Source organism: Phenylobacterium sp. Root700, assembly GCF_001429025.1.
In the GTDB taxonomy this organism is placed as follows: Bacteria; Pseudomonadota; Alphaproteobacteria; order Caulobacterales; family Caulobacteraceae; genus Phenylobacterium.
The window spans coordinates 142,769-168,247 of the sequence record NZ_LMHT01000022.1 but is presented as its reverse complement, the minus strand read 5'-3'; the positions used below and the strand labels follow the sequence as shown (position 1 = coordinate 168,247).

The 25,479-nt window shown below is 67.0% G+C and carries 18 protein-coding genes; 13 read left to right on the top strand and 5 right to left on the bottom strand.

Annotated elements, in window-relative coordinates; all coding sequences use genetic code 11:
- The first annotated feature begins 56 nt into the window (after positions 1–56).
- Positions 57–1,073 (top strand): LacI family DNA-binding transcriptional regulator, encoded by a 1,017-nt coding sequence (locus ASE02_RS11700; RefSeq protein WP_235536675.1) that lies wholly within the window; start codon positions 57–59, stop codon positions 1,071–1,073.
- Here the strand turns inward: ASE02_RS11700 and ASE02_RS11695 are convergent.
- A complete protein-coding gene (locus ASE02_RS11695) occupies positions 1,070–2,080 on the bottom strand; it encodes a LacI family DNA-binding transcriptional regulator (protein WP_056734329.1) in 1,011 nt (336 codons plus the stop codon). The genes ASE02_RS11700 and ASE02_RS11695 overlap by 4 nt on opposite strands.
- A 254-nt stretch (positions 2,081–2,334) precedes the next feature.
- Here ASE02_RS11695 and ASE02_RS11690 point away from each other — a divergent pair, with 254 nt between their 5' ends.
- The 6 genes from ASE02_RS11690 to ASE02_RS11665 all read left to right on the top strand — a co-directional run bounded on the left by ASE02_RS11690 (position 2,335) and on the right by ASE02_RS11665 (position 12,073).
- Entirely contained in the window at positions 2,335–4,539 is a 2,205-nt protein-coding gene (locus ASE02_RS11690; RefSeq protein ID WP_056734327.1) for a TonB-dependent receptor, read from the top strand.
- Positions 4,540–4,643: 104 nt separating this feature from the next.
- On the top strand, positions 4,644–6,803 hold the full coding sequence (locus ASE02_RS11685) for a TonB-dependent receptor (RefSeq protein WP_162257165.1): 2,160 nt from the start codon (positions 4,644–4,646) through the stop codon (positions 6,801–6,803).
- 28 nt (positions 6,804–6,831) lie between these two features.
- Positions 6,832–7,644 carry a phosphatase PAP2 family protein gene (locus tag ASE02_RS11680; RefSeq protein ID WP_056734324.1) on the top strand — a complete coding sequence of 271 codons (813 nt, stop codon included), beginning with the start codon at positions 6,832–6,834 and terminating at the stop codon, positions 7,642–7,644.
- A 14-nt stretch (positions 7,645–7,658) separates the two neighbouring features.
- Positions 7,659–8,657, top strand: coding sequence for a glucokinase (gene glk / locus ASE02_RS11675; RefSeq protein WP_082602021.1), 999 nt, complete (start codon positions 7,659–7,661; stop codon positions 8,655–8,657).
- 136 nt (positions 8,658–8,793) lie between these two features.
- A complete protein-coding gene (locus ASE02_RS11670) occupies positions 8,794–10,755 on the top strand; it encodes a glycoside hydrolase family 3 protein (protein WP_056734320.1) in 1,962 nt (653 codons plus the stop codon).
- Positions 10,756–10,777: 22 nt separating this feature from the next.
- Positions 10,778–12,073 (top strand): sugar MFS transporter, encoded by a 1,296-nt coding sequence (locus tag ASE02_RS11665; RefSeq protein ID WP_200957665.1) that lies wholly within the window; start codon positions 10,778–10,780, stop codon positions 12,071–12,073.
- Here the strand turns inward: ASE02_RS11665 and ASE02_RS11660 are convergent.
- On the bottom strand, positions 12,070–12,828 hold the full coding sequence (locus ASE02_RS11660) for a LuxR C-terminal-related transcriptional regulator (RefSeq protein ID WP_056734315.1): 759 nt from the start codon (positions 12,826–12,828) through the stop codon (positions 12,070–12,072). The two genes, ASE02_RS11665 and ASE02_RS11660, sit on opposite strands and share 4 nt — an antisense overlap.
- 151 nt (positions 12,829–12,979) lie before the next feature.
- Here ASE02_RS11660 and ASE02_RS11655 point away from each other — a divergent pair, with 151 nt between their 5' ends.
- Genes ASE02_RS11655 through ASE02_RS11645 form a run of 3 tightly spaced genes read left to right on the top strand, consistent with a single transcriptional unit; the run spans position 12,980 to position 18,164 of the window.
- Positions 12,980–15,346, top strand: a complete 2,367-nt coding sequence (locus ASE02_RS11655) for a TonB-dependent receptor (RefSeq protein WP_056734313.1) — start codon at positions 12,980–12,982, stop codon at positions 15,344–15,346.
- An 11-nt stretch (positions 15,347–15,357) separates the two neighbouring features.
- Entirely contained in the window at positions 15,358–16,542 is a 1,185-nt protein-coding gene (locus tag ASE02_RS11650) for an acyl-CoA dehydrogenase family protein (protein WP_056734310.1), read from the top strand.
- An 11-nt stretch (positions 16,543–16,553) separates the two neighbouring features.
- On the top strand, positions 16,554–18,164 hold the full coding sequence (locus tag ASE02_RS11645) for a fatty acid--CoA ligase (RefSeq protein WP_082602020.1): 1,611 nt from the start codon (positions 16,554–16,556) through the stop codon (positions 18,162–18,164).
- A 4-nt stretch (positions 18,165–18,168) separates the two neighbouring features.
- On the opposite strand, the gene ASE02_RS11640 is transcribed toward ASE02_RS11645, so the two are convergent.
- Positions 18,169–18,648 carry an Lrp/AsnC family transcriptional regulator gene (locus ASE02_RS11640; protein ID WP_056734309.1) on the bottom strand — a complete coding sequence of 160 codons (480 nt, stop codon included), beginning with the start codon at positions 18,646–18,648 and terminating at the stop codon, positions 18,169–18,171.
- A gap of 131 nt (positions 18,649–18,779) precedes the next feature.
- Here ASE02_RS11640 and alr point away from each other — a divergent pair, with 131 nt between their 5' ends.
- From alr to ASE02_RS11625, 3 genes are all read left to right on the top strand, one after another.
- On the top strand, positions 18,780–19,928 hold the full coding sequence (gene alr, locus ASE02_RS11635) for an alanine racemase (RefSeq protein WP_056734307.1): 1,149 nt from the start codon (positions 18,780–18,782) through the stop codon (positions 19,926–19,928).
- Positions 19,925–21,181, top strand: a complete 1,257-nt coding sequence (locus ASE02_RS11630) for a D-amino acid dehydrogenase (RefSeq protein ID WP_056734305.1) — start codon at positions 19,925–19,927, stop codon at positions 21,179–21,181. Before alr ends, ASE02_RS11630 begins: the two co-directional genes overlap by 4 nt.
- 67 nt (positions 21,182–21,248) lie before the next feature.
- Positions 21,249–21,596 carry a RidA family protein gene (locus ASE02_RS11625; RefSeq protein ID WP_056734303.1) on the top strand — a complete coding sequence of 116 codons (348 nt, stop codon included), beginning with the start codon at positions 21,249–21,251 and terminating at the stop codon, positions 21,594–21,596.
- A gap of 75 nt (positions 21,597–21,671) precedes the next feature.
- On the opposite strand, the gene ASE02_RS11620 is transcribed toward ASE02_RS11625, so the two are convergent.
- Complete coding sequence (locus ASE02_RS11620) at positions 21,672–23,816, bottom strand: malate synthase G (protein WP_056734301.1); 2,145 nt, start codon at positions 23,814–23,816, stop codon at positions 21,672–21,674.
- A 138-nt stretch (positions 23,817–23,954) separates the two neighbouring features.
- On the bottom strand, positions 23,955–25,373 hold the full coding sequence (locus ASE02_RS11615) for a short-chain fatty acyl-CoA regulator family protein (protein ID WP_056734300.1): 1,419 nt from the start codon (positions 25,371–25,373) through the stop codon (positions 23,955–23,957).
- Positions 25,374–25,479: the final 106 nt, after the last annotated feature.

Below are 25,479 nucleotides of genomic sequence, written 5' to 3'. Positions count from 1 at the left end.
TATAACCGCGCGTGAGGACCGTCGGCAAACCGGCCGACGGGCGGAGATTCGAACGCGTGACGACGACGATCCGGGACGTGGCGGCATGGGCCGGCCTGTCGGTGATGACCGTATCTCGCGTGCTGAACGGCGAACGCCACGTCAGCGCGGAGGCCAGGGACAGGGTGCAGGCCGCCGTCTCTGCGCTTGGCTATCGGCGTAACGTCTTCGCGCGGGGGCTTCCCGGATCGCGGTCGTTCCTGATCTGCCTGCTGATCCCGGAAATCATTCCCGCCTATGTGGCCGAGTTCCAGCAAGGGGCGATCCAGTACTGCCGGGCTGAGGGCTATCATGTCGTGGCCCAGCCCTATGACAGCCGCACCGATGTCATGGCTGGCGCAGTGGTCAGCGCCATCGCGGCGCTCAGGCCTGACGGGTTCCTGCTGCTGCCGCCGATGACTGACGACCTGCCGGTGCTCGAGGCTCTCGACCGCGCCCGCACCCCATATGTACGGATGGCGCCGAGCCTCGAGCCTGAGCGGGCCTCGTCGATCTCGATCGACGACGTCCAGGCCGCCCGCGAGATGACCGAGGCGCTGCTTGACCTCGGTCACGAGAAGATCGGCTTCATCCTTGGGCCAGGGGACCACGCAGCGTCGGCTTGGCGCTTCGAAGGTTACCGCCTCGCGCTTGAAGGTCGAGGGCGGGCGATCGAACCGCGGCTGGTCCAGCAAGGTGACTTCATGTTTGACGGCGGCGAGACCAGCGCGATGTCGCTATTGACCGCCCCCGATCGTCCCACCGCGATCTTTGGCAGCAACGACGAGACCGCGATCGGGGTGATGGCCGCCGCGCATCGGCTGGGACTGTCGGTTCCGGGCGATCTTTCGGTGGCGGGCTTCGACGACAGCGAGATCGCGCGGCTAGCCTGGCCGCAACTGACGACGGTGCGCCAACCTATCCAGGCCATGGCCGCCGCCGCCGCCGAGCTGGTCATCGGCCAAGCGGACGCCGAGGAGCGCAAGGTCGAGCATCGGCGGCTGGATTTCAGCCTGGTGTTTCGCGGCACGACCGCCGCGCCGCCAAGCGTCTAGATCCGCGCGGTCGACGCACGCGGCATGATCTGAAAGTCGAGCTTTCTGGCCGCCTCGCGAAGGGGCTCGCCGGCGGCCAGCGATATCAACATGCCGGCGGCTGCGGCGCACATGTCTTCGACCGGTTGGTGGACGGTCGTCAGCGACGGCCACCCCATCTGCGCGGCGTGCGTGTCGTCGAAGCCGGCGATGGACACGTCGCCCGGGATGGTCAGGCCCAGGTCGCGCGCCGCGGCCATGACGCCCAGGGCCATCTTGTCGTTGGCCGCGAAGATCGCCGTGGGGCGGTGGGGCAGGGTGAGCAGGCGCAGGCCCGCCTCCATTCCTGACTCGAAGGTGAAGTAGCCCTGGATCAGGTGGTTTGCGTCCGGGCTGAGTCCTTGTTCCCGCATCGCGCGGCGGAACCCGGCCAGGCGCTGCGGCGAGGCTCCGTGGTCGGGGTGCCCGAGAACAAACCCGATGGTCCTGTGCCCCAGATCCAGCAAACTGCGGGTCATGGCGAAAGCCGCTTCGTCGTCGTCGATGAAGACGCAGGGGCTGAGATCCCGGTCGGCGTGCGGCGCGATTCGCACATGCCTGACACCCAGCCGGTCGAGAGCGGCCAGGGCGGCCGGATCATCGGAGATCGGCGGGGTCAGGATTACGCCGTCAAGGCGCAGGCTGGCGAGGATCTGTTCGATCTGGCCGCCGACATCGCCCTGCGAATCCACCGGCTCGATCGCCAGGTGGTAGCCGGACTGTTTGCAGCGGAGCAGGGCGCCGATCTCGGCCTCGGTCACATAGCTGTAGTTGGGGTTGTCGTAGAGAAATCCGATCAGTCGCGACTGCCCGCCGATCAGGCCTCGGGCGGCGATGTTCGGGCGATAGTTGAGCGCCGCCGCCGCGGCCAAAACTCGATCACGGACCTCTTCGCGAACATGCGGCTCGCCATTGAGCACCCGCGACACGGTCTTGAAGGAGACCTCGGCCTTGGTGGCGACGTCTTTGATCGTCGGTTGACGGGTCAAGCCTAACTCCAGACGGCGCGCCCTCGGAACCTCGTCCGGTTCGCGTAAAGCTGCAAGCTCCACAGGGCCGCCGCCGTTTAGCGACGCCGGCCGGGAAGGATACTCAGTACTACAAATTTGCGATCCAGATAACGTTGTCAGATTCAAATTGACAACGTTATCGGATGTGATCTCTTTCCGGCGTCGGTTCGGCTGGTTTGCTGGGCCTGAAAATTGATGGCCGGGCGTTGGATATCGGTCACGAGGGGGAAACGATGTTCACCAGGTCTATTCTGGCCGCGAGTGCGGCTGTTCAGGTGTTGATGCTGGCGACCGCCGCGCACGCCCAGTCCAATATGGAAATCGAGGAGGTGGTGGTCACCGCCCAGCGTCGCGAGGAGACCGCGCAGAGCACGCCGCTCGCGATCACCGCGCTCTCGGCCGACCAGCTCGAGAAGCAGGGCGTCCGCACCGTCACCGACCTGACCACGGTCGTGCCCGGCGTGCAGATCGGTTCGGTCGGCGGCTCGGTGGAGATCGCGGTGCGCGGCATCGGCAGCACCAACAACACCGAGGTCGGGGACCCGGCTGTGGCCTTCAACGTCGACGGCGTCTACATGGCGCGCCCGCGTTCGGCCGCCGGCCTGTTCTTCGATCTCGACCGCACCGAGGTGCTGCGTGGTCCGCAAGGCACGCTCTATGGCCGTAACGCCACGGCCGGCAGCCTCAACGTCATCACCAAGAAACCGACCAGCGAGTATGAGGCCAACGCCCAGCTTGAGCTCGGCAACTACTCCCTGATCCGCGCGAGCGGCGCGGTGAACCTGCCGTTCTCGGACAAGGTGGCGGTGCGCGCCGCCTTCCAGACGGCCAAGCGCGACGGCTACACCTCCAACGCGCCGTCCAACGACTACAACGATGAAGACGCGGTCGCCCTGCGCCTGCATGTCCTGCTGAAGCCGACCGAGAACTTCTCGCTGCTGCTGAGCGGCGACTATTTCCGCAACGACTATGTCGGCAGCGCCAGCGCGCCGCTGGGCCAGTACGCGGCCGGGGGCGATCCCTATACGTTCCCGATCTCCCGCGACGGCGCGAGCAATCAGCAAAACTACGGGCTCAGCGCGCAGGCCAATCTGGATCTGTCGTTCGGCGTGCTGACCTATCTGGGCGCGATCCGTAACGATCTCGTCCATACGCTGGCCGGCAGCGGCCGCAACTATCGGGTTGGAGCGCCTCGCCCGCCGAGCAGCTGCGACCCCGTGCTCGGGCTCGGCTGCAACACCATCTATTTCGACTCTGATGAGCAGCAGGAGTCGCACGAACTGCGCCTCGGCAATGCCGAGGGCCGGTTCAAGTGGGTCGGCGGCCTCTACTATTTCAAAGAGACCAACAACGTCTACGCCAACATCTTCCCGTTGGTGGCCTTCATCCAGCCCAACACCTACTCGGACTCCAAGGCGGTGTTCGCGCAGGGCACCTACAGCTTCACCGATCAGCTGCGGGCGACGGCGGGGCTGCGCTACACGCGTGACCACAAGGGGCGGACCGGCGGGACCTACGTGGCGCTGAACAGCAATGGCGGCTGTCAGATGCCAGGCGGTATGGAGCGGCCGTTCTTCGGCGCCCCGCCGCCCGGATGCCTGCTTTACGGCAACGTCGCGGACTTCACCTGGGAGTCGACCGACTACAAGCTGGGTATGGAGTTCGATCTGACGCCGACCTCGCTGCTCTTCGTCTCGACCTCGACGGGCTACAAGGCCGGCGGCTACGGCGACGGGTTGCCGCCGCTGAACAACAAGTATGAGCCAGAGCGTCTGACCGCCTACGAGGTCGGGGCCAAGAACCGGTTCATGGAGAACCGCGCTCAGCTAAACCTGTCGGCCTTCTACTACGACTATCAGGACTTCCAGGTCACCGGGACCGGCGTCGTCGCCGGCCAGCCCTCGGCTGTCACTGTCAACGCCGCCAAGGCGACGCTTTACGGGGCCGAGCTGGAAGGCACGTTGCTGATCACAGAGAACGATCGGATTGACGGCTCGGCCGCCTATCTGCATGCCGAGTACAAGGATTTCGCCCTGCTTGGAGGCGACTCGTTCTCCCCCGGCTTCGCGGACTATTCGGGCCTGACGCTGGCCAAGTCGCCGGAGTGGACCTTCAATCTCGGCTACCAGCACAGCTGGAGCTTCACCAATGACGGCCGGCTGACCGTGCGGGTCCAGACCCACTACGAGAGCAGCAAGAACCTCGACTATCACAACTTCGATGTGACCGAGCAGGACGCCTACACCAAGACCGACCTGATCGTGACCTATGATGCGCCAGGCGGTGTCTGGAGCCTCATGGCCTACGGTCGCAATCTCGAGGACGAGGCGGTTCTGGTACAGGGCAGCCCCGACGCTCAGAACGTCAACCGTGTCGCGGGCTCCGGCGCCTATGCGCCGCCGCGGCTCTACGGCGTGCAGCTTTCGGCCAGGTTCTAGGTCCAGAGACGCCGCGGTATCGCGGCGTCTCAGTCCATCTGAAATTGACAACGTTAACAGACGGCCGGGGCCATGAAGCGCCGGCCGCGCCCAGGGAGAACATGATGACGAGCAAAGTCTTTTGGCTGGCCGGCGCCGCCGCGCTGGCCATGACCAGCGCCGCCCATGCGCAATCGGGAAGCCGCGCCGGTCCGGTCCAGGTCGAAGAAGTGGTGGTCACCGCCCAGAAGCGCGAAGGCACCGTGCAGAGCACTCCGCTCTCCGTCAGCGCCATCAGCGGCGACGTGTTGCAGCAGCAGAATGTCGTCGACGCCGGCGACCTGACCGGAAAGGTCCCCAACCTCAATATCGGCCAGGCCGGCAACGAGGTGATCATCAGCATCCGGGGCGTCAGCTCGGCCGGCGTTGTGCCGCAGCGCGACCCGTCGGTGGCCTTCCACCTGGACGGCGTCTATCTGCCCAGGCCGTCGGGCGCCAACTCGGTCTTCTACGATCTTGAGCGGGTCGAAGTGCTGCGCGGGCCGCAGGGAACGCTCTGGGGCCGTAACGCCACGGCGGGCAGCCTGAACATCATCACCCGCAAGCCGGTGAACCATTTCGAGGCCGCCGGTGAGATGCTGCTCGGCGACTATTCCCGGATGACCGCCCAGGGGATGTACAACTTCCCCATCATCGATGAGACGCTGGCCGCGCGCGCCGCCTTCATCATCAACCGCCGTGACGGCTACCAGAAGAACGTCACGCCGGGGATGCCGAACCTCGGCGACGCCGAGGAGGAGGCCGGCCGGGTCCACATGCTGTTCACCCCTGGTGAGCGACTGCGGATGCTGCTCTCGGCCGACTACTATCACGCCGGCGGGGCCGGAACCGGCAACGTGCTGATCGGCAACGGCCCGGTGAGCTACATCAAGTCCGGCCGCAGCGCGCCTTACCGCGCCGAGACCAACACGGCCGGCAGCATCAACAACAAGATCTGGGGCGTGACCGGCGAGGTCACCTACGGGTTGGACGCCTTTGACATCGTTTCGTTGACCTCATATCGGGCCGACGATCAGGAAGTGACCAGCGATGTCGACGCCACCGCGACGGGCACTCAAACCATCCACTATTTCAATAAGAACAAGACCTTCTCGCAGGAGCTTCGCCTGGCGTCGAACGGCGACGGCCCGCTGAAGTACATCCTTGGCGCCTACTACATCAAGGAAACCAACGACGATAACCTCTACCAGTACACCAACCTGGCCCGCACCACCGGGGTGGTGCTGCTCCGTCCCGACCGCTTCGCAGAATCCTGGGCGACGTTCGGGCAGGTGGACTTCGACATCACCGACACCCTGACCATCTTCGGCGGCATTCGCTATTCCGAGGACCGCAAGGGCAATCCGGTCGGGCTGACGCGGCCGCTGGGCACGACGATCAATACCTTCCGACCGGACGCCGGTTCCTGGGCCAAGACCACCTGGCGTCTGGGCGCGGACTGGGAAGTGACGCCGGACAACATGGTCTATGGCAGCGTCTCGACCGGCTACAAGGCTGGCGGGTTCACCAGCAACCGCAACTTCGGTCCCGAGACCTTGACCGCCTACGAGCTCGGTTCGAAGAACTACTTCCTCGACCGCCGACTGCTCGCCAACTTCTCCGCATTCTACTATGACTACAAAGACTTGCAGGTGGTTTCTCTCGGCCCGGACGAGAGCGGCGTCATCCGCGCCCTGACCACGAACGCGGGGGTTTCGACCGTCTGGGGCCTGGAGTTCGAAGGCCGCGCCCGGATCACCGATCGTCTCAGCTTCGACGCCTCGGCCGGCTATCTCGACGCGAAGTTCGACCGCTACACCGGCGCGATCGACGCGCTCTACGGGACGGTGCATGACCTGTCAGGCAACCGGTTGCCGCGCGCGCCGCGCTGGAACGGCAATCTGGGCGTCGCCTATTCGATCCCGCTGGCGTCGGGCGAACTGACCGCGCGCGCCAGCACGCGCTACCAGTCGAAGGTCTACTTCACCGAGTTCAACAACCGCGACATCCGGGTCGCCGGGACGGTGCTGAACCCCTACGCCCAGGCGAGCCAGAAGGGCTACACGGCCACCGACCTCAGCCTGCGCTACAGCGCCGACAAGGATTGGTACGTCGAGGCCTTCGTCGACAACCTCGAGGACGAAGCGGTGCTGCTGTCGGTCAGCTCCGACTCCGCGCGCAACTTCTTCGGCAGCTACGGCGCGCCGCGAACCTTCGGGATCAAGGCCGGTGTGAAGCTGCGCTGATCTCCAGCCTGAGTTTGAGAGGATTACGATGAACGACATGCGCAAGCTGATCTGCGCAGGGGTGGTTACGGCCGGGATCTCGATCCTGGCCGGCGCCGCCCTGGCCGGCGCCGAGCCGGTGAAATTTCCGACCCTGCCAAAGGGCTACCTGGCGCCGGGCGCGCTGAACGCCGAGCACATCGTCGCGCCGGCGCCGACCGATGGCGATCCGCGCGACCAGACCGACCGAGCGGTCTTCCAGTCGACGCGGGCGCTCAAGGACGGGGAGCGTTGGAAACTGGCGACCCGCGACGTCCAGATGGCGCCGGCTGCGATGATGGAGGCCTATTCCTGCTCGGTCGGGGTCAAGCTCACGGCCGACAATGCGCCCAAGCTCAACGCGATCATGCTTCGGGTGCTGGGCGACAGCATGGTCGCCAATGAAAGCGCCAAGCACCACTTCAAGCGGCTGCGACCCTTCCAGGTCGCACAGGGCGAGATCTGCCAACCGACCGCGCAGGTCGCGAGCAGTTTCGACTATCCGTCCGGTCACACCGTCTGGGGTTGGTCCTGGGCCCTGGTGCTGGCCGAACTGGCGCCGGATCAGGCCACCGAGATCCTGACCCGCGGCCGGGCCTATGGTCAGAGCCGCGCGGTGTGCGGCGCTCATAACGCCAGCGCCGTCGAGGCCGGGGCCGTGGTCGCCGCCTCGACCTTCGCCACCCTGCATGGCTCGCCGGAGTTCCGGGCCGACATGGATCAGGCGCGCGCCGAGCTTGCCGCCTTGCGGGCCGCGCCCGGGGCGGAGAAACCTCAGGCGTGCGACGCCGAGGCCGCGCTCATCGCCCCGTCGGCCTACTGAAGGCGAGCGGGCGAATGAGTGGGAGTTACGCCCTGGTGGGCGATATCGGCGGCACCAATGCGCGTTTCGCCGTGGTGACCTTGGGCGAGGGACGCTCGTCGATCGTCTGCGCCCGCAATGTGCTGTGCCGTGATCATGCGAGCCTGGCCGAGGCGGCTGAAGCCTTCATGGCTTCGGTGACCTTGACCGCGCGGCCGGAGGCGGCGGTGATCGCCGTCGCCGGCCCCGTGGCGAACGGGGCGGCGCGTCTGACGAACGTCGCCTGGGAAGCTTCGGAGGCCGAGCTGCTGGGCCAAGGCTTCGCTCGGGCCAGGCTGGTGAACGACTTCGAGGCTCTGGCGACCGGCGTCGCCGACCTGCGGCCCGAGGATAGCCAAGTGATCGGGCGCGAGCTTCCGGGCCTGGCTGGGGCGCCGATATTGGTGGCCGGCGCGGGTACGGGTTTTGGCCTGGCGGCGCTGATCCGGGGCGGGCAGGGCGGGTTGCAGGTGGTCGCCAGCGAGGGCGGCCACGCGAGCTTCGCGCCGACCGACGACATCGAGATCGAGATCCTGCGCGCCCTGAGAACTCAGCATGGCCGTGTCTCCATCGAGCGGCTGCTGTCTGGCCCTGGCCTGTTGGCGTTGTACGAGGTCATGGCCGAGATCCTCGCCCTGCCGGCTGAACCCGGCTTGACGCCGGAGGACATCACCGAAGGCGCGCTCATCAAGCGTGATCGGCTGTGCGTGGCGGTGCTGGAACAGTTCTGCGCCGTCTTCGGATCGGTGGCGGGAGACGCAGCCCTGACATTCGGTGCAAGGGGCGGGGTGTTCCTGGCCGGAGGTCTGGCGACCGGCGTGGCCTCCTTCCTGGAATTCAGCCGTTTCCGGCAGCGGTTCGAGGCCAAGGGGCGGCTCAGCGGTTTGGTGCAGGACATGCCCACACGCGTGATCGTGCAACCCCACACCGCGCTGATCGGCGCCGCGCGCATCGCCCAGGATCTTACGGCGCGAGCGCTTCAAGTCGCGCATTGACAACGTTAACAGTAGCGTGTGCTCTGCTGGAAATATTCGCGTCACCCACGCGGCACTGGCGGGTTCGGATCAAGGCCGAGCCCGCCGCCCTTTTTCAGGGCCCTGGGCGGACGAAAGAAAAAACGGGGAGGGCGAAATGAACGTACGGCGGATCGGATACGCATGGGCGGCGCTGGCGGCCTTGTCGTCGATCCCGGCTCAGGGCCAGGCGGCCACGCAGCCGGATCTTGGCGCGCGCTCGGCGGCCAAGCTCACCGTCGATGGTTTGTCCTTCAAGGACCTCAACCGCAGCGGCAAGCTCGAACCCTATGAAGACTGGCGGCTGACGCCGCAGGCGCGCGCCAACGATCTCGTGGGGCGGATGACGCTCGACGAGAAGGCCGGAACCATGATGCACGGCACCGTGCCGGCCCCCGGCAACACGTTCGGGTCTGGCGAGCACTATGATTTCGAAGGCGCGGCCAAACTGATCAACGAGAAGCGGGTCTCCAGCTTCATCACCCGCCTCAGCGGCTCGGGGCCGGCGATCGCCGAAGAGAACAACAAGTTGCAGGCCCTGGCGGAGCAGACCCGGCTCGGCGTGCCCGCGACCATCAGCACCGATCCGCGTAATCACTTCCAATCTACAGCCGGCGCGGGCGTCGACTCGGGCGGCTTCTCGAAATGGCCGGAGAGCCTGGGCTTCGCCGCGATCGGCGATGACGCCTTGATGCGCCGCTTTGGGGATGTGGCGCGGCAGGAATACCGCGCGACCGGCATCCATGTGGCGCTGTCGCCGCAGGCCGACCTGGCCACCGAACCGCGCTGGTCGCGGATCACCGGCACGTTCGGCGAGGACGCCGACCTGGCCTCGCGCATGGTCCGGGCCTATGTGGCCGGGTTCCAGGCCGGCGAGAACGGCCTGTCCAAGGACAGCGTCGTCGCCGTGGTCAAGCACTGGGTCGGGTATGGCGCGGCCAAGGAGGGCTGGGACAGCCACAGTCCCTATGGCCGCTACGCGACCTTCCCGGGCGGGAACTTCGCCTATCACGTCAAGCCGTTCGAAGGCGCCTTCGCCGCCAAGGCGGCGGGCGTCATGCCGACCTATTCGATCCTTGAAAACCTGAGCATCGACGGCAAGCCGGTGGAGCAGGTGGGGGCGGGCTTCAACAAGTACCTGCTGACCGATCTGCTGCGCGGCAAGTACGGCTTCAACGGAGTCATTCTCTCCGATTGGGCGATCACCAACGATTGCCCGGCGGCCTGCCGCGGCGAGTGGAAGGCTGGCCAGCCGCCGGTGATCGGCATGCCCTGGGGCGTCGATGATCTGACCGAGACCCAGCGCTTCGCCAAGGCGCTGGGCGCCGGGGTCGACCAGTTCGGCGGCACGGAAAATTCCGAGCTGCTGGTCGGGATCGTCAAGTCGGGGCAGGCGACGGAGGCGCGGCTCGACCAGTCGGTGAAGCGGATCCTGGTCCAGAAATTCGAGCAGGGCCTGTTCGAAAATCCCTATGTCGATCCGGCCCGGGCTGGACGGATCGTCGGCTCGCCGGCGTTCCAGGCCGAGGGCGAGGCGGCCCAGGCTCGCTCGCTGGTGCTGCTTGAAAAGAAGAACGGCGTCCTGCCGCTGACGGCGGGCAAGAAGGTCTATCTGCAGGGCCTGGACGCCAAGATCGCCGCTGCTCGCGGCCTGGTGGTTGTCGACAGCCCGGATAAGGCCGACGTCGCCATCATCCGCACTGGCGCGCCGCACCAGATGCTCCATCCGAACTATCTGTTCGGCCTGATGCAGCACGAGGGTGATCTCGACTTCAAGGACGGCGCGGCGGACTATGAGGCGATCAAGCAGGCGAGCGCGAAGGTCCCGACCATCGTCAGCGTCTTCCTCGATCGGCCGGCCATCCTGACCGGGGTCAAGGATCGCGCCAGCGTTCTGATCGGCGACTTCGGGGTCAGCGACGCGGCTCTGCTTGACGTCCTGATGGGCAAGGCCAAGGCGCAGGGGCGTCTGCCCTTCGAACTGCCCTCGTCGATGGCTGCGGTGCAGTCCCAGGCGAGCGACAAACCTTATGACAGCGCCGCACCGCTTTATCGGTTCGGCTACGGACTGACCCAGTAAAGTGATCGGCGGAGGAAACGGCTTGGAACAGCCCCTGGATATTCGTCGCGCTGCGGCGGCGGTTGGGACACACAGCGCCTCGGCGGCGGCGCGGGTGGCGCCCTTGGTGGTGGCGCTGTTCTTCGCCTGGGGCTTTGCGACAGTCCTGATCGACACCTTGATCCCGAAGCTCAAGGGGCTGTTCCAGCTCAACTACGCCGAGGCGATGCTGACGCAGTTCGCCTTCTTCCTCGGCTATCTGGTGTTCTCGATCCCGGCGAGCCTGCTGCTGTCAAGGATCGGCTATTTCCGCCAGATCGTGGTCGGCCTGATCGTGATGGCGGCGGGGTGCCTGATGTTCGCGCCGGCCGCGCAGCTGGGCCTCTATCCGGCCTTCCTGGCGGCGCTGTTCGTGATGGCCGCGGGGATCACCACCCTGCAGGTGGCCGCCAACCCGCTGATCGCGCTGCTCGGCACGCCGGAGACGTCGCACTCGCGGCTCAACCTCGCCCAGGCGTTCAACTCGCTCGGCACCACGGTCGGCCCGCTGGTCGGCGCGGCCCTGATCCTCAAGAGCGGGGTCGAGCACCCCGACGCGGCCAAGGTGGCGCCCGCCGTGCTGGAAGCCTATCGCAAGGCCGAGGCTCATGCGGTTCAACTGCCGTTCCTCGGGATCGCCTCGGTGCTCGTTGTCCTCGCGGTCGTGTTCTGGCTGCTGCGCCGCTCGCCGGCCGCGCCATCCTCGGCCAGCGAAGTCGGCGGCGGGTTCAACTTCGCACTGCTGAAGCGTCCTCGTCTGGCGCTCGGGGCGGTGTCAATTTTTGTCTATGTCGGCGCCGAGGTCTCGATCGGCTCGGTGATGATCAGCTACCTGATGCTGGACAAGACCCTGGGCGCTGTCGCCGCCACGGCAGGCCAACTGGTCGCGCTCTATTGGGGCGGCGCCATGGTCGGGCGGTTCATCGGCTCGGCGGTGATGCGCAAGGTTCCGGCCGGCCTGGTGCTGGGGGCCTGCGCGATTGGAGCTGGCCTGTTGGCCTGCACCTCGGCGGGCACGGCGGGCATGGTCTCGGCTGTGGCGATCATCGCCATCGGGCTGTGCAACTCGGTCATGTTCCCGACCATCTTCACCCTGGCCATCGAGGGCCTGGGCGATGACACGCCCCAGGGCTCGGGCCTGCTCTGCCTGGCCATCGTCGGCGGGGCGATCATCCCGCTGCTCACCGGCCTGGTCGCGGACAAGGCCGGCCTGAGCATCGCGCTGCTGGTTCCGGCGGCCTGCTACATCTGGATCGCGATTTACGGCTTCCTCTGCCGCCGGTCCGCGGCGGAGGTCTAGGCTCGGCTGCGACTTTTGCGCTCGCCGATATAACCGAGGGTAGTGGCGTGGTGGACGGCCTGCGGACGGCCGGCCACCCCCATCTTGTCGGCGGCGTTGCGCATGTGGAAGCGGACCGTCGGCGTTGAGATCTTCATGATCTGCCCGATGTCGGCGTCGGTCTTTCCGTCGGCGGCCCATTTCAGGCACTGGATCTCACGCCGGGTCAGCCGGACCATCTCTGAGCCGGCCGCCACGCCCAGGTCGTTGTAGGCGGCCAGCCAACGCAGCGCGAGGGCGTGAAGACCAGCCGCTTCACGCTCGAAGGTCGGGCGGATGTCGAAGACTTCCGGCGAGGCCCAAACCACGGCGCCGATCACCCCGCCGGGCAGATGGGCCGGCGCCACGATGGCGGTTCCGACCACGACGCGATCTGGGGACTGGATAGCTTCAAGGCGTTCCAGTCGCGGCGCCGGGCGCCAGGTCCCAAAACGCCCGTCTGCGAAGAAGAACGGCTCGGCTACATGTCTCGCGGCGAACACGAAGGGCGAGCGCAGGGCGAAGCTGCGGTCCTTCCAATAGTGCAGGGCCGGATCCAACCACCGGAACAGGGTCTCGGCGAAGGGTACGCCGTCGGCGTCGCGCACCGGCTCGGGGTCGCCAATATCGGCGCTGACCGCGATGTAGGGCAGGCCGATCCTCAAGCCCAGATCGCGGACCTGCACGGCCAAGGCTCGCACCAATTCCTGCTCGGCCTGCGGCGTCGTGCTCGTCATGGTCCGCCAAATCCCAGATCGCGGAGGCGACCCTATCACTTCCGCTAGCTTGTAGTTCTCCGCCCGCTTCCGCAACCATCGATGGCAGCGTCACCGGTGTTCGTGACGACAGAACAAAGCCGTCCATCAAAGGGCGGTCTGGGGAGAGAAGATGAGACACATGATGCGCACCGCCTCGTGGGCGATTCTGGCGGCCGCCTGCGCGGCGAGCCCGGCGTTGGCCCAGGATCAGGGAACGGTCGCCGAATTGGTGGTCACCGCACAGAAGCGGGAACAGAACCTCCAGGACGTTCCGATTGTCGTCACCACCCTGCCTCAGCGCCAGTTGCAGGACGCCGGCGTCCGCGACATCAAGGATCTTCAGGTCCTGGCCCCTGGCCTCAGCGTCACCTCATCGACCAGCGAGGCCCAAACCTCGGCCCGGATCCGCGGCGTCGGGACCATCGGCGACAACCCGGGCCTGGAGTCGTCGGTCGGTACGGTTATCGACGGCGTTTACCGCTCGCGCAGCGGCGTGGCGTTTGGCGACCTTGGCGAGTTGGAGCGCGTCGAGATCCTGAAAGGCCCGCAGGGCACGCTGTTTGGCAAGAACACCTCGGCCGGCGTGATCAACGTCATCACCAAGCCGCCGTCGTTCGACTTCGGCGCCAACGGTGAGGTGACTTACGGCAACCATGGCGCTCGCGGCCTGGCCGCCAGCGTGACGGGGCCGATCGCCGGCGACGTCATGGCCGGCCGGATCTATGTCGCCAAGCGCGAGCGGGACGGTTTCGCCCACGTGCTGACCGGCGCCGGTCCCCGTACCCGCACCGACGACACCGACCAGAACTATTACACCGTGCGCGGACAGCTGCTGATCGAACCGACCAGCGCCGTCGTGGTGAAGCTCCTGGCCGACTTCTCTAAGCGCGACGAGCACTGCTGCGTCAACTTCGTCACCGTGGCCGGGCCGACCGCGGCCCTGGTCGACGCGCTGGCCGCCGACGCCGGCGTCATGCGCCCGGCCAATCCCTATGCGCGGGTGGCCCACGCCAACCGGGACATGGGATCGAAGATCACCGACAAGGGCGTGTCGGCCCAGCTCGACTGGAACATCAACGAGGACGTTTCGCTGACCTCGATCACCGCTTTCCGCGATTGGCGAGCGGAGAATGGGTCGGACATCGACTTCTCGTCGGCGGACATCTGGTATCGCTCGGCCGACGGCTCCAGCTTCAGCGAAATCAAGGCCTTCTCCCAGGAAGTGCGACTGGCCGGGGCGACTGAGAACCTGAACTGGCTGGTCGGAGCGTTCTATTCGGACGAGACGTTGAGGGCGCAGGCCACGACGACATTCGGCAGCGCGTATGAAACCTATTTCAGCCTGCTGCTGTCGGGCGGCGCCAATCCGGCCGCGGTGTCGGCCCTGACCGGCCTTCCGGTCGGGACGAACTTCCCCGCCGGCCAAGGACCGCGTGACAGCTTCGACCACACCTCGAAAGGCTGGGCGCTGTTCACCAACAACAGCTGGAAGGTGACGGACGCCTTCGAGCTGACGCTCGGCCTGCGCTACTCCGACGATGAGAAGACCGTCGAGAGCCACTACACCAACTCGGTTCCCGCGGCCGCCTGCGCCGCCGCCATCGTGCGACCGATCCCTGCGGGGGCCCGCGCGGCGATCTGCGCCCCGCACTCCGATCCAGCCTTCAACAACATCGTCACCCACCAGGACGCCGGCGAAGGCCGGTGGAGCGGCACCTTGAAAGGCAGCTACCGCTTCAATGAAGGGGTGATGGCCTATGCGTCCTACGCCGAGGGCTTCAAGAGCGGCGGCTTCAACCTGGACCGCTCGCGCAAGGCCATCGGGGTGATCGACCCCAACACCGGCTTCCCGGCCGAGACGGTGACCAGCTATGAGCTGGGGGTGAAGACCAACACGGCGGGATATGGCCTGGTCGCCAACGCAACCCTGTTCCATCAGACCTACGAGGACTTCCAGCTCAACACCTATACGGGGATCAGCTGGCTGGTGGCCTCGATCCCGGAGGTGGTGTCGCGCGGCGTCGACCTCGACCTGATGTGGCGCACGCCGCTGGAGGGCCTGAGCTTCTCAGGCGGCGTCACCTACGCCGAAACTCAATTCGGCGACTTCGCCCCGCCGGCCGGCATCTCGCCGCGGCTGCCGAACAGCCGCCTGTCCTATGCGCCGCTTTGGTCGGCGGCGGGTACGGCCAGCTACAAGAGGCCGATCGGCGACAACCTGGAATTCCGGGCCAGCCTCTCGGCCAAATACACCTCGGAGTACAACACCGGGTCCAACCTCGATCCGATGAAGTCCCAGAAGCCGATGACCCTGGTCAATGCGCGCCTTGTGGTGGGCTCGGCGGACGAGCGCTGGTCCGCCGAGCTCTGGTCGCAGAACCTGACCGACGAGGACTACAATCAGGTGGTCGTTGATCAGCCGTTGCAGACGGGGACCTTCGCGACCTTCCTGGCGCCGCCACGGACCTATGGGGTGACGCTCCGGGCGCGGTTCTAGAGGTCGCATCGGTGAATCTCGACCTCACCAGTCAGGAGGCTGCGTTCCGTGACGAGGTGCGCAGCTTCCTCGAGGCCTCGCTGACGCCCGAACTGCGTGAGGCCGGACGCCGCGCCACCAGCGTCTTCATGGACAAGCGCTACAGCCTGCCCTGGCAGAAGATCCTGCACGCCAGGGGCTGGGCGGCGCCCAGTTGGCCGGTCGAATACGGCGGGCCCGGCTGGAACGAGATGCAGCGGCACATCTTCGCCGCCGAATGCGCGCGGGCCGGGGCGCCTAGCCTCGCGCCCATGGGCCTGCGCATGGTTGGCCCGGTGATCATGGGGTTCGGGACGGCGGAGCAGAAGGCGCACTTCCTGCCCCGCATCCTCTCGGGCGAGGACTATTGGTGCCAGGGCTATTCGGAGCCGCAGGCCGGCTCCGATCTCGCCTCGCTGGGACTGCGCGCGGTTCGTGACGGCGACGACTACGTGCTGTCGGGCTCCAAGCTGTGGACCACCCACGCCCAATGGGCCAATCGGATGTTCTGCCTGGTCCGCACCGACACCACGGGCAAGCCGCAGGCCGGCATCACCTTCCTGCTGCTGGATATGGCGACGCCGGGCATCCGGGTGCGCCCGATCATCACCCTGGCTGGCGAGCATGAGGTCAACGAGGTCTTCTTCGAGGACGTCCGGGTCCCGGTTTCCGGCCGGGTCGGCGAGGAGAACAAGGGCTGGACCGTCGCCAAGTACCTGTTGGAGTTCGAACGCGGCGGCGGGGCCTCGCCTGGGCTCAAGGTGATGCTCGGCCGGGTGCGGACGGTGGCGGCCGAGGCCGGGCTGTTGGCCGAACCTGCATTCAGGGCCAGGCTGGCGGCCGCCGAGATCCAGCTCACCGCCATCGAGATCGCTGAGCAGCGCATCCTGGCGGCGCTGGCGTCGGGCGCCAATCCTGGGCCGGCCTCGTCGATGCTCAAGACGCAGGGCGGCGAAACCCTGCAGCTGCTGGACGAACTGATGCTGGAGACCGCCGGGGTCTACGCCGCCGCCGATCAGCCTGCGGCGCGTGAGCCGGGCTCGAACATTCCACCGATCGGACCGGACGCGGCGCTGACCGCCATGCCCCGATATCTGAACGACCGCGCCGCCTCGATCTATGGCGGTTCAAACGAGATCCAGCGGGATATCATCGCCCGTCTGGTGTTGGGACTTTGAGGACGTCGCCCATGGAATCCGCGATCACCGACCACGCGCAGGAGCCCGTCGATTTCGAGGCCATGCGGACCCTGGGCGACGTGCCGCGCTATCATGCGCAGCGGCGACCATCGGCGACGGCTCTGGTGTTCGAGGGGCGGGAGAGCAGTTTCGCCGAATTCGACCAACGGACGAACCAGGCGGCGCAGGCCCTGCTGGCCGAGGGGCTGGGGAAGGGCGATCGCATCGCCTATCTGGGCAAGAACAGCGACCACTATTTCGAGCTGCTGTTCGGGGCGCTGAAGATCGGCGTGGTCATGGCTCCGATCGGTTGGCGCCTGGCGCCGCCGGAGGTGGCCTATATCGCCGGCGACGCCCAGGCGCGGATGCTGTTCGTCGGCCCCGAAGTGATCGAGTGCGCGCTCCAGATCGCGCCCGATCTCCCCGGCGTAAAGATCGTGGCGATGGAGCCGGGCGGCTCAGGGTGGCCAATCTACGAGGCGTGGCGGGATGCTCAACCAGCGACCGATCCCGACCTGCCGCTCGGCGAAAACGAGGTCGCCGTCCAGCTCTACACTTCCGGGACGACCGGTCGGCCGAAGGGGGCGATGCTCAGCCACCTGAATATCCTCGGCGGTCGGCGCAAGGCGGCCGACGCCAATATGGATTGGAACCGCTGGGGGCCTGACGACATCAGCCTGGTGGCCATGCCGGTCGGCCATATCGGCGGCACCGGCTGGGGGATCGTCGGACTGGTCAACGGCGCCAAGGGCGTGGTGGCGCGCGAGTTCGATCCCTTCAAGGTGCTGGACTTCATCGAGCGCGACCAGATCTCCAAGATGTTCATGGTGCCCGCGGCGCTGCAGATCGTGGTCCGCCAGCCGCGTGTCCGCGAGGTGGACTACAGCCGCCTTAAGTTCATCCTCTATGGGGCGAGCCCGATCCCGCTCGATCTGCTGCGTGAGTGCATGGAGATCTTCGGCTGCGGTTTCTGCCAGCAGTACGGCATGACCGAAACCTGCGGCACCATCGTCTATCTGCCGCCGGAGGATCACGATCCGAACGGCACGCCGCGGATGCGCGCGGCCGGCCTGCCGATGCCCGGGGTCGAGCTGAAGGTGGTCGACGAGGCGGGAGCAAGCCTGCCGCCCCATGAGGTCGGCGAGGTGGCGGTGCGGTCGGTGTCGAACATGGCCGGCTACTGGCGGCTGCCGGAGGCGACCAAGGCCACCATGGCCGACGACGGCTGGCTGCGCACCGGCGACGCCGGCTATCTGGACGAAGACGGCTACCTGTTCATCCACGACCGGGTGAAGGACATGATCATCTCGGGCGCCGAAAACATCTATCCGGCCGAGGTGGAGAGCGCGGTCTACGGCCACCCGGACGTCGCCGAGGTGGCGGTGATCGGTGTGCCGCACGACACCTGGGGCGAGGCGGTGAAGGCCATTGTCGTCGCAAAGCCCGGAACGTCGCCTGATCCTGACGATATCATCGCCTTTGCACGCGGCCGGATCGCCGCGTTCAAGGCCCCCAAGAGCATCGACTTCATCGCCGCGCTGCCGCGCAACGCTTCGGGCAAGATCCTGCGTCGTGAGCTGCGCGAGCCGTACTGGGCCGGCCGGGCGCGCCGGGTGAACTAGGGGCCTAACGCGGCGGCGCGCGCCGCTTGGCGGGACGTTGTTGAAGGACGTTGCGCATTGCGATGCTCGAGTGGATGCGGGCGACGCCGGGCAGGCGGGACAGGATTTCGGTGTGGATCGCCTCGTATGCGGCCGCGCTGGCCGCCGAGGCGCGCAGGATGTAGTCGACGTCGCCGGTCATCAGGAAGCATTCCTCGATTTCCGGGTGCTCGCGGACCGCCGCCTCGAAGCGCTTGAAGTACTCTTCGGTCTGTTTCTCCAGGGTCAGGCGAACGATGGCCACGACGCCCTCGTCCTCGGCCGGGCCGGCGATGATGGCGGTGTAGCCGCGAATGACGCCGCGCTCCTCAAGGATGCGGATGCGCCTCAGGCAGGCCGAGGGCGACAGCCCGACCTCGGCGGCGAGCTCGCTGTTCGGCCGCCGGCCGTTGAGGCGCAGCAGCCGGATCAGGCTGCGGTCGGTGCCGTCGATTGATGTGGTCATAGGTTGATTTTGTGCCGTTCAATGTTCGAATATCCGACATCAATTAGCTAATCATGCGGCTAATTGGCTGACAATTCGAATATCCTTCGAATATCGTCTGGCTTGAAAATCCAAGCTGGCGGAGGGGCGGCATGATCGGGGCAGGGTGCGAGGTCGCGGACGACGCTGGCGGCTGCCTCGTCATCGATCTGGCCGCGATCCGGGCGAACTACGCCTTCGTCGCTGGGCTGGTGGCGCCCTCGCCGGTCGCCGGAGTCGTGAAGGCCGACGCCTATGGGCTCGGTGCGGTTCGGGTGGCGCGGGTGTTGGCCGAGGAGGGCTGCGGCGACTTCTTCGTGGCTCACCTTTCCGAGGCGCTGCACCTGAAGCCCTCGCTGCCCCAGGACGCTCGCCTCTACGTTCTGAACGGCCTGCAGCCAGGCGCCGAGGCGCGGTGCGCGGCCGCTGGCGTGCTGCCCGTCCTGAACTCCATGGAGCAGGCGATGGCCTGGCGCGATCTGGCGCTGGCTGAGCGGCGGCGGCTGCCGGCGCTGCTGCAAATCGATAGCGGCATGTCGCGGCTCGGCCTGCCGCCGGAAGACGTGGCGCGGCTCGCCGAAACGCCGGGCTTCTTCGATCAGGTCGAGATCAAGCTGGTGATGAGCCACCTGGCCTGCGCCGACGCGCCGGAGGCCGCCGCCAACGGCGAGCAACTGGCGCGCTTCGAACGTCTGGCGGCCATGTTGCCGCCTTTGCCGCGGTCATTCGCCAACTCCGGCGGCGCCTTCGCAGCGCCGAAGTTCCACGGCGGTCTGGTGCGGCCTGGGCTCGCCCTCTACGGCGCGAACCCTGTCGAGGATGCACCCAATCCGCTGGCGCGGGTTGTTCGCCTCGACGCGCGGGTGATCCAGATCAGAACCATCCCAGCGGGGACCGGGGTCGGCTATGGCCTCACCTTCACGGCGCCCGACGTCACGCGGCTCGCGACCGTGTCGGTCGGCTACGCCGACGGTTGGCCGCGCCAGTTGGGCGGCCGTGGGGCGGCCTATTTCGGCGACGTGCGGCTTCCCATCGTCGGACGGGTGTCGATGGACAGCATGATCCTGGATGTCACCGCGCTTACCGACGGCGCCTTGAAGCCAGGTGACGCCGTTGAACTGATCGGCCCCCACCAGTCGCTCGAGGACGTGGCGCGCGACGCCGGGACCATCACCTACGAAATTCTCACGAGCCTCGGGCGCCGTTACGCGCGCACCTATCTCGATGAGGCGCAGACAACCGCATTGGAAATCAACGCATGAAGGTTGCAGTCCTGGGCGCCGGCGTGGTCGGCGTGACCTCGGCCTATTATCTGGCCAAGGCCGGTCACGAGGTCACGGTGATCGATCGTCAACCGGGCCCAGCCCGCGAGACCAGTCACGCCAATGCGGGCGAGGTTTCGCCGGGTTACGCCTCGCCTTGGGCCGCGCCGGGCATTCCGGCGAAAGCGGTGAAGTGGCTGCTGATGGACCATCCGCCGCTGATCCTGCGGCCGAAGCTCGACGCCGCCATGATCGGCTGGCTGCTGGCGATGCTGCGCAACTGCACGCCGGGGCGCTACGCGCTGAATAAGAGCCGGATGGTGCGGCTGGCCGAATACAGCCGCGACCGCTTGATCGACCTGCGGGCCGAGACCGCCATCCAGTACGACCAGCGCATGCAGGGCACGCTGCAGCTGTTTCGCACTCAGCATCAGCTCGACGGGATCGCCAAGGACGTCGAGGTCCTGAGGGCCGGGGGTGTGCCGTTCGAAGTGCTCGACAAGGCCGGCTGCATCGCCGCCGAGCCGGGCCTGGCCAATTCCCGCGACCCGTTGGTCGGCGGACTGCGGCTGCCGAACGACGAGACCGGCGACTGCTTCATGTTCACCACGGCGCTGGCCAAGCTGGCGGCGCAGATGGGCGTGACGTTCCAGTACCAGACCGCCATCAGTGGGCTTCAAACGGAAGGCGGGCGGATTTCGGCGGTGAAGACCAGCCGCGGCGATGTGACCGCCGACGCCTATCTCGTAGCGCTGGGCAGCTATTCTCCGGCCCTGGTGAAGCCGCTCGGCCTTCGCCTGCCGGTCTATCCGGTGAAGGGGTACTCGATCACCGTGCCGATCGCCGACGCGGACCGGGCGCCGGTTTCGACCTTGCTGGACGAGAGCTACAAGATCGCTATCACCCGGCTGGGGAGCCGCATCCGGGTCGGCGGGATGGCCGAGATTTCAGGGTACACCAACGACCTGCATCCGCAGCGCCGCCGAACGCTGGAGCACTCGCTGCAAAGCCTGTTCCCCGATGCAGGTCGGGTGAATGAGGCGACGTTCTGGTCGGGCCTTCGCCCCATGACCCCGGACGGCACCCCGGTGATCGGCGCGACGCCTGTCGACAATCTGTTCCTCAACACCGGCCACGGCACGCTCGGCTGGACCATGGCCTGCGGCTCGGGCCAGGTGATCGCCGACCTGATCGGGCGCACCGAGCCGGCCATCGACACCCGCGACCTCGCGATCTCGCGATACACCGCATGATTTGGTTGCGGTCGCAGCCGGCCTCAGCTTCACGTCGCTTCACTTACACCAGCAAGGACGAACACATATGAGCATCGAGCGCATCGGCTCCGGGCCGCGCATGAGCCAGGCCGTGATCCACGGCGACACCGTCTATCTCGCCGGCCAGGTCGGCGCGCCGGGCGAAAGCGTGACGGCCCAGACGCAGGCTGTGCTGGCGTCCGTCGAAGCCCTGCTGGCCCAGGCCGGCAGCGAGAAGTCCAAGATCCTCAGCGCCACCATCTGGCTGGCCGACATGGCCGATTTCGCCGAGATGAACGCGGTTTGGGATGTCTGGGTCGGCGGCAAAGACGCCCCGGCGCGCGCCACCGGCGAAGCCAAGCTGGCGACCCCGGACTACAAGGTCGAAGTCATCGTCGTCGCCGCGCGCGGCTAGTCGACGTCGGTGCGGTCGCTCGCGCGACCGCACCGAATGTCATTTCGCCGGGGCTCGGCCCGACGGGCCTGACCCTTAGGCGGAGATCTGCGCCTTACGTTCGCGGCGGCGGCGGTGAAGGACGTGCTCGGTGTAGCCGTTCGGCTGCACGCGGCCCTCGAAGACCAGTTCCAGCGCCGCCTGGAAGGCGATGCTGGCGGCCGGATCAGAGGCCATCGCCTGATAGACCGGATCGCTGGCGTTCTGGGCGTCCACCACCTTGGCCATCCGACCGAAGGTCTCGCGGACCTGCGCCTCGGTGCAGACCTCGTGGTGCAGCCAGTTGGCGATGTGCTGGCTGGAGATCCGCAGCGTCGCGCGGTCTTCCATCAGGCCGACGTCATGGATGTCGGGAACCTTGGAGCAGCCGACGCCCTGGTCGATCCAGCGCACCACGTAGCCCAGGATGCCCTGGGCGTTGTTGTCCAGCTCCTGCTGGATATCGGCGGCGTTCCAGTTGGAGCGGGCCAGAGGCGGGGTCAGCAGGTCTTCCAGTCCGGTCGCGCCGGCCGTGCCCATCGAGGCCTGAAGCGCCGGGACGTCGACCTCGTGATAGTGCAGGGCGTGCAGGACGGCGGCGGTGGGCGAGGGGACCCAGGCCGTGTTGGCGCCGGCCTTCGGGTGGCCGATCTTCGCCGCCATCATGGCCTGCATCTGGTCGGGAGCCGCCCACATGCCCTTGCCGATCTGGGCGTGGCCGGGGAAGCCGGTGGCCAGGCCGATCTCGACGTTGCGCTTTTCGTAGGCGGGCAGCCAGGGTTCGGCCTTCATCGCGTCCTTGCGAACGACCGGGCCGGCCTCCATCGCGGTGTGGATTTCGTCGCCGGTGCGGTCGAGGAAGCCGGTGTTGATGAAGACGATGCGGTCGCGCGCGGCGTGGATACAGGCCTTCAGGTTGGCGCTGGTGCGCCGCTCTTCGTCCATGATCCCGATCTTGACGGTGTTGCGCGCCAGGCCCAGCGCATCCTCGACCATGTCGAACAGGCGCACGGCCAAGGCCACTTCGTCGGGGCCATGCATCTTCGGCTTGACGACATAGACCGATCCGGCCGGGCTGTTGCGGCGCGCCTTCAGGTCGTGCAGGGCGGCGGTGACGGTGATCAGAGCGTCGATCGCGGTTTCGAAGACCGGCTGGCCGTCAAGGCGCACGGCGTCGGTCGTCATGTGGTGGCCGACATTGCGCACCAGCATCAGGCTGCGGCCGCGCAGGGTCAGCTCGGTTCCGTTCGGCGCGGTGTAGCGGCGATCTTCGTCGAGACGGCGGGTCTCGGTGCGGCCGCCCTTGGAGAAGCTGGCCGACAGATCGCCGCGCATCAGGCCCAGCCAGTTGCGATAGACGCCGGTCTTGTCCTCGGCGTCGACGGCGGCGACGGAGTCCTCGCAGTCCTGGATGGCGGTCAGCGCCGCCTCGACCAGCACGTCGGCGACGTGGGCCGGGTCGTCCTTGCCGATCGAGTGTTGCGGGTCGATCTGGATCTCGAAGTGCAGGCTGTTGTGAGCCAGCAGAACGCCGTCCGGCGCCTCGGCGGCCCCGCGCCATCCGGCCAGTTGTCCGGGGTTCGCCAGGGCGGCCTGGGTTCCGTCTTTCAGACGAACGGTGAGGGCTTGACCTGCGATGGTGTAGGCGACCGCGTCGGCATGCGATCCGGTCGCGAGCGGGGCGGCGCGATCCAGGAAACCGCGCGCGAAGGCGATGACCTTGTTTCCGCGATCGGTGTCGTAGCCCTTGCCGCCGGTCGGGGGCTCCAGGGCGTCGGTGCCGTAGAGCGCGTCATAGAGGCTGCCCCACCGCGCATTGGCCGCGTTCAGCGCAAAGCGGCCGTTGGAAACCGGGACAACCAGCTGCGGTCCGGCGAGCTTGGCGATCTCCGGATCGACGTTCTGCGTGCCGATCTGGAAGGCGTCCGGTTCGGGCTGCAGATAGCCGATTTCGCGGAGGAACGCGGTCTGCTCGGCGACGTCGGTTTGGCGGCCTTTGCGCTCGCTCCACCAGGTGTCGATTTGAGCCTGAAGTTCGTCGCGACGATTCAGCAACTCGGCGTTACGTGGCGTAAAGTCGGCCAGGATGGTTTCCAGGGCGCTCCAGAAGGTGTCGGCGGACACTCCCGTACCGGGCAGGAGTTCGCTCTCGACGAAGGCATGCAAGATGTCTTCGACTGTAAGGGTTTTGCTGATGTCCATGAGCGTACCGGCCCCTCGATAAAGCGTTGCAAAGTTCGCCGTCACGGCGGCGAACCACTTGTCTCCGGCGCTTTACTGCACGGAAGCGCTTCACTTTGAACCCCCTAAAAGTAGGGCGCCGTATCCGCGCTCGGCGGTTTAGGTGTCCGAAAACCCGAAGGGCGCGCTGGTCCGTCGGATGTCGTCAGGCAGGATCTGGCGGCCGATCGGAGGGGCCGATCTGGCGGTGCATTCGGTGCGGTGACAGAGGCGGCAAGTGACCCCGATCGGGGTCGCGAACTCTGGTCCGAAACCGGGTCGATCCTGGGTGTAAATCAGCTTGCCGGCGTGCTCGGCCGCGCAGCCCAGAGCGATGGCCCGCTCGACCCGCGGCGCGCCGTAGGCGCCGCCGCCGGCGGTCACCGTGCGGGCGATCGAGAAGAACCGCTGGCCGTCGGGAAGCTCCAACCACTGGGTGACGATTTCACGCGGCGTGCGGAACGCCTGATGCACCGACCACAGCGGGCAACCGCCTCCGTGGCGAGCGAACGGGAAGCCCGCGCCGTCCAGCCGCTTGGAGACGTTTCCGGCCGGATCGACGCGGATGAAGAAGAACGGCACCCGTTCCTGACCGGGCTTCTGCAGGGTGGTCAGTCGGTGCGCCGTCTGCTCGAAGCTGGCCCCGAACTGGCGGGCCAGGGCCTCGACGTCGTAGCGCCGGGCCTCGGCCGCCTTGGCGAAAGCGGAGTAGGGCATCAGCAGCGCCGCCGCCGCATAGCTGGCCAGCGCCCGGCGGGTCAGGCGCTCGCCGCTTTCGGTGGCGAAGGCGCCCTCGTCGGCCACGGCGTCGACCTCCTGGCGCATCTCCAGATAGGCCAGTTGGAGCGCGAGTTGGAACAGCTGGCTGGCGGTGTCCAGGCCGTCGTCCAGCAGGATCTCCTTGCGATGCCGGTCAAGCCGCCGGATGGAGCCGACCATCACGTTCGACGGCAGGCGCCGGACCCGCAGATTGTGCCGGGCCTTCAGGTAGCCGACGATGTTGTCATGCCCGCTGACCGCTTGGGCCAGACGTTCGGCGGCGTCGTCGAGGCTTGGAAAGCTGTTGCGGCGGGCGGCCAGGAAGCGCCGGGATTCGGCGACCGGGTCGGGCGCGTCGGAGCCTCGCCCGCCGGCCGCCAGCGTCTCGGCCCCGCGGTCGGCCAGTGCGAGCTGTTCCTCCTGGTAGGCGGTGTAAAGCCGCAGCAACGCCTCGGTGATGCCGGGAAAGTTGGTCGTGACGTCGGCGGTTTCCAGCGACGGCAGGTCGATGTCGGTGAACATCGGATCCTTCAGGATCGCCTGCAGCCGGGCCGCGTCGTCCGAGCCGCCGTCGCCGGCCAAGGCGGCCATGTCCATCTTGTAGGTCTGCGACAGCCGCAGCAGCATCTCGGCGCTGAGCGGGCGGTGATTGCGTTCCAGCAGGGCGATGTAGGAGGCCGAGACGTCGAGGTCGGCGGCCATGTCGGCCTGGGTCAGCCCATGGTCGCGGCGAAGCCTCCGCAGGCTAGGCCCCACGTAAAGGCGGCGTTCCGTCGACATGTCTCGACTCCACGAAATTGTAGAGACATTACAACATTACAAGCGAGCCCTGTAAAGTTTGACATCTGCACCTCGCGCCGACTCCACAAGCGGCGAAGGGCTCTGT

Bases quoted from the DNA above. Each gene is read 5' to 3' on its own strand.
- ASE02_RS11690 (WP_056734327.1), top strand. From the start codon at position 2,335: ATGTTCACCAGGTCTATTCTGGCCGCGAGTGCGGCTGTTCAGGTGTTG.
- ASE02_RS11685 (WP_162257165.1), top strand. From the start codon at position 4,644: ATGACGAGCAAAGTCTTTTGGCTGGCCGGCGCCGCCGCGCTGGCCATG.
- ASE02_RS11680 (WP_056734324.1), top strand. From the start codon at position 6,832: ATGAACGACATGCGCAAGCTGATCTGCGCAGGGGTGGTTACGGCCGGG.
- glk (WP_082602021.1), top strand. From the start codon at position 7,659: ATGAGTGGGAGTTACGCCCTGGTGGGCGATATCGGCGGCACCAATGCG.
- ASE02_RS11670 (WP_056734320.1), top strand. From the start codon at position 8,794: ATGAACGTACGGCGGATCGGATACGCATGGGCGGCGCTGGCGGCCTTG.
- ASE02_RS11660 (WP_056734315.1), bottom strand. From the start codon at position 12,828: ATGACGAGCACGACGCCGCAGGCCGAGCAGGAATTGGTGCGAGCCTTG.
- ASE02_RS11655 (WP_056734313.1), top strand. From the start codon at position 12,980: ATGAGACACATGATGCGCACCGCCTCGTGGGCGATTCTGGCGGCCGCC.
- ASE02_RS11645 (WP_082602020.1), top strand. From the start codon at position 16,554: ATGGAATCCGCGATCACCGACCACGCGCAGGAGCCCGTCGATTTCGAG.
- ASE02_RS11640 (WP_056734309.1), bottom strand. From the start codon at position 18,648: ATGACCACATCAATCGACGGCACCGACCGCAGCCTGATCCGGCTGCTG.
- alr (WP_056734307.1), top strand. From the start codon at position 18,780: ATGATCGGGGCAGGGTGCGAGGTCGCGGACGACGCTGGCGGCTGCCTC.
- ASE02_RS11630 (WP_056734305.1), top strand. From the start codon at position 19,925: ATGAAGGTTGCAGTCCTGGGCGCCGGCGTGGTCGGCGTGACCTCGGCC.
- ASE02_RS11625 (WP_056734303.1), top strand. From the start codon at position 21,249: ATGAGCATCGAGCGCATCGGCTCCGGGCCGCGCATGAGCCAGGCCGTG.
- ASE02_RS11620 (WP_056734301.1), bottom strand. From the start codon at position 23,816: ATGGACATCAGCAAAACCCTTACAGTCGAAGACATCTTGCATGCCTTC.
- ASE02_RS11615 (WP_056734300.1), bottom strand. From the start codon at position 25,373: ATGTCGACGGAACGCCGCCTTTACGTGGGGCCTAGCCTGCGGAGGCTT.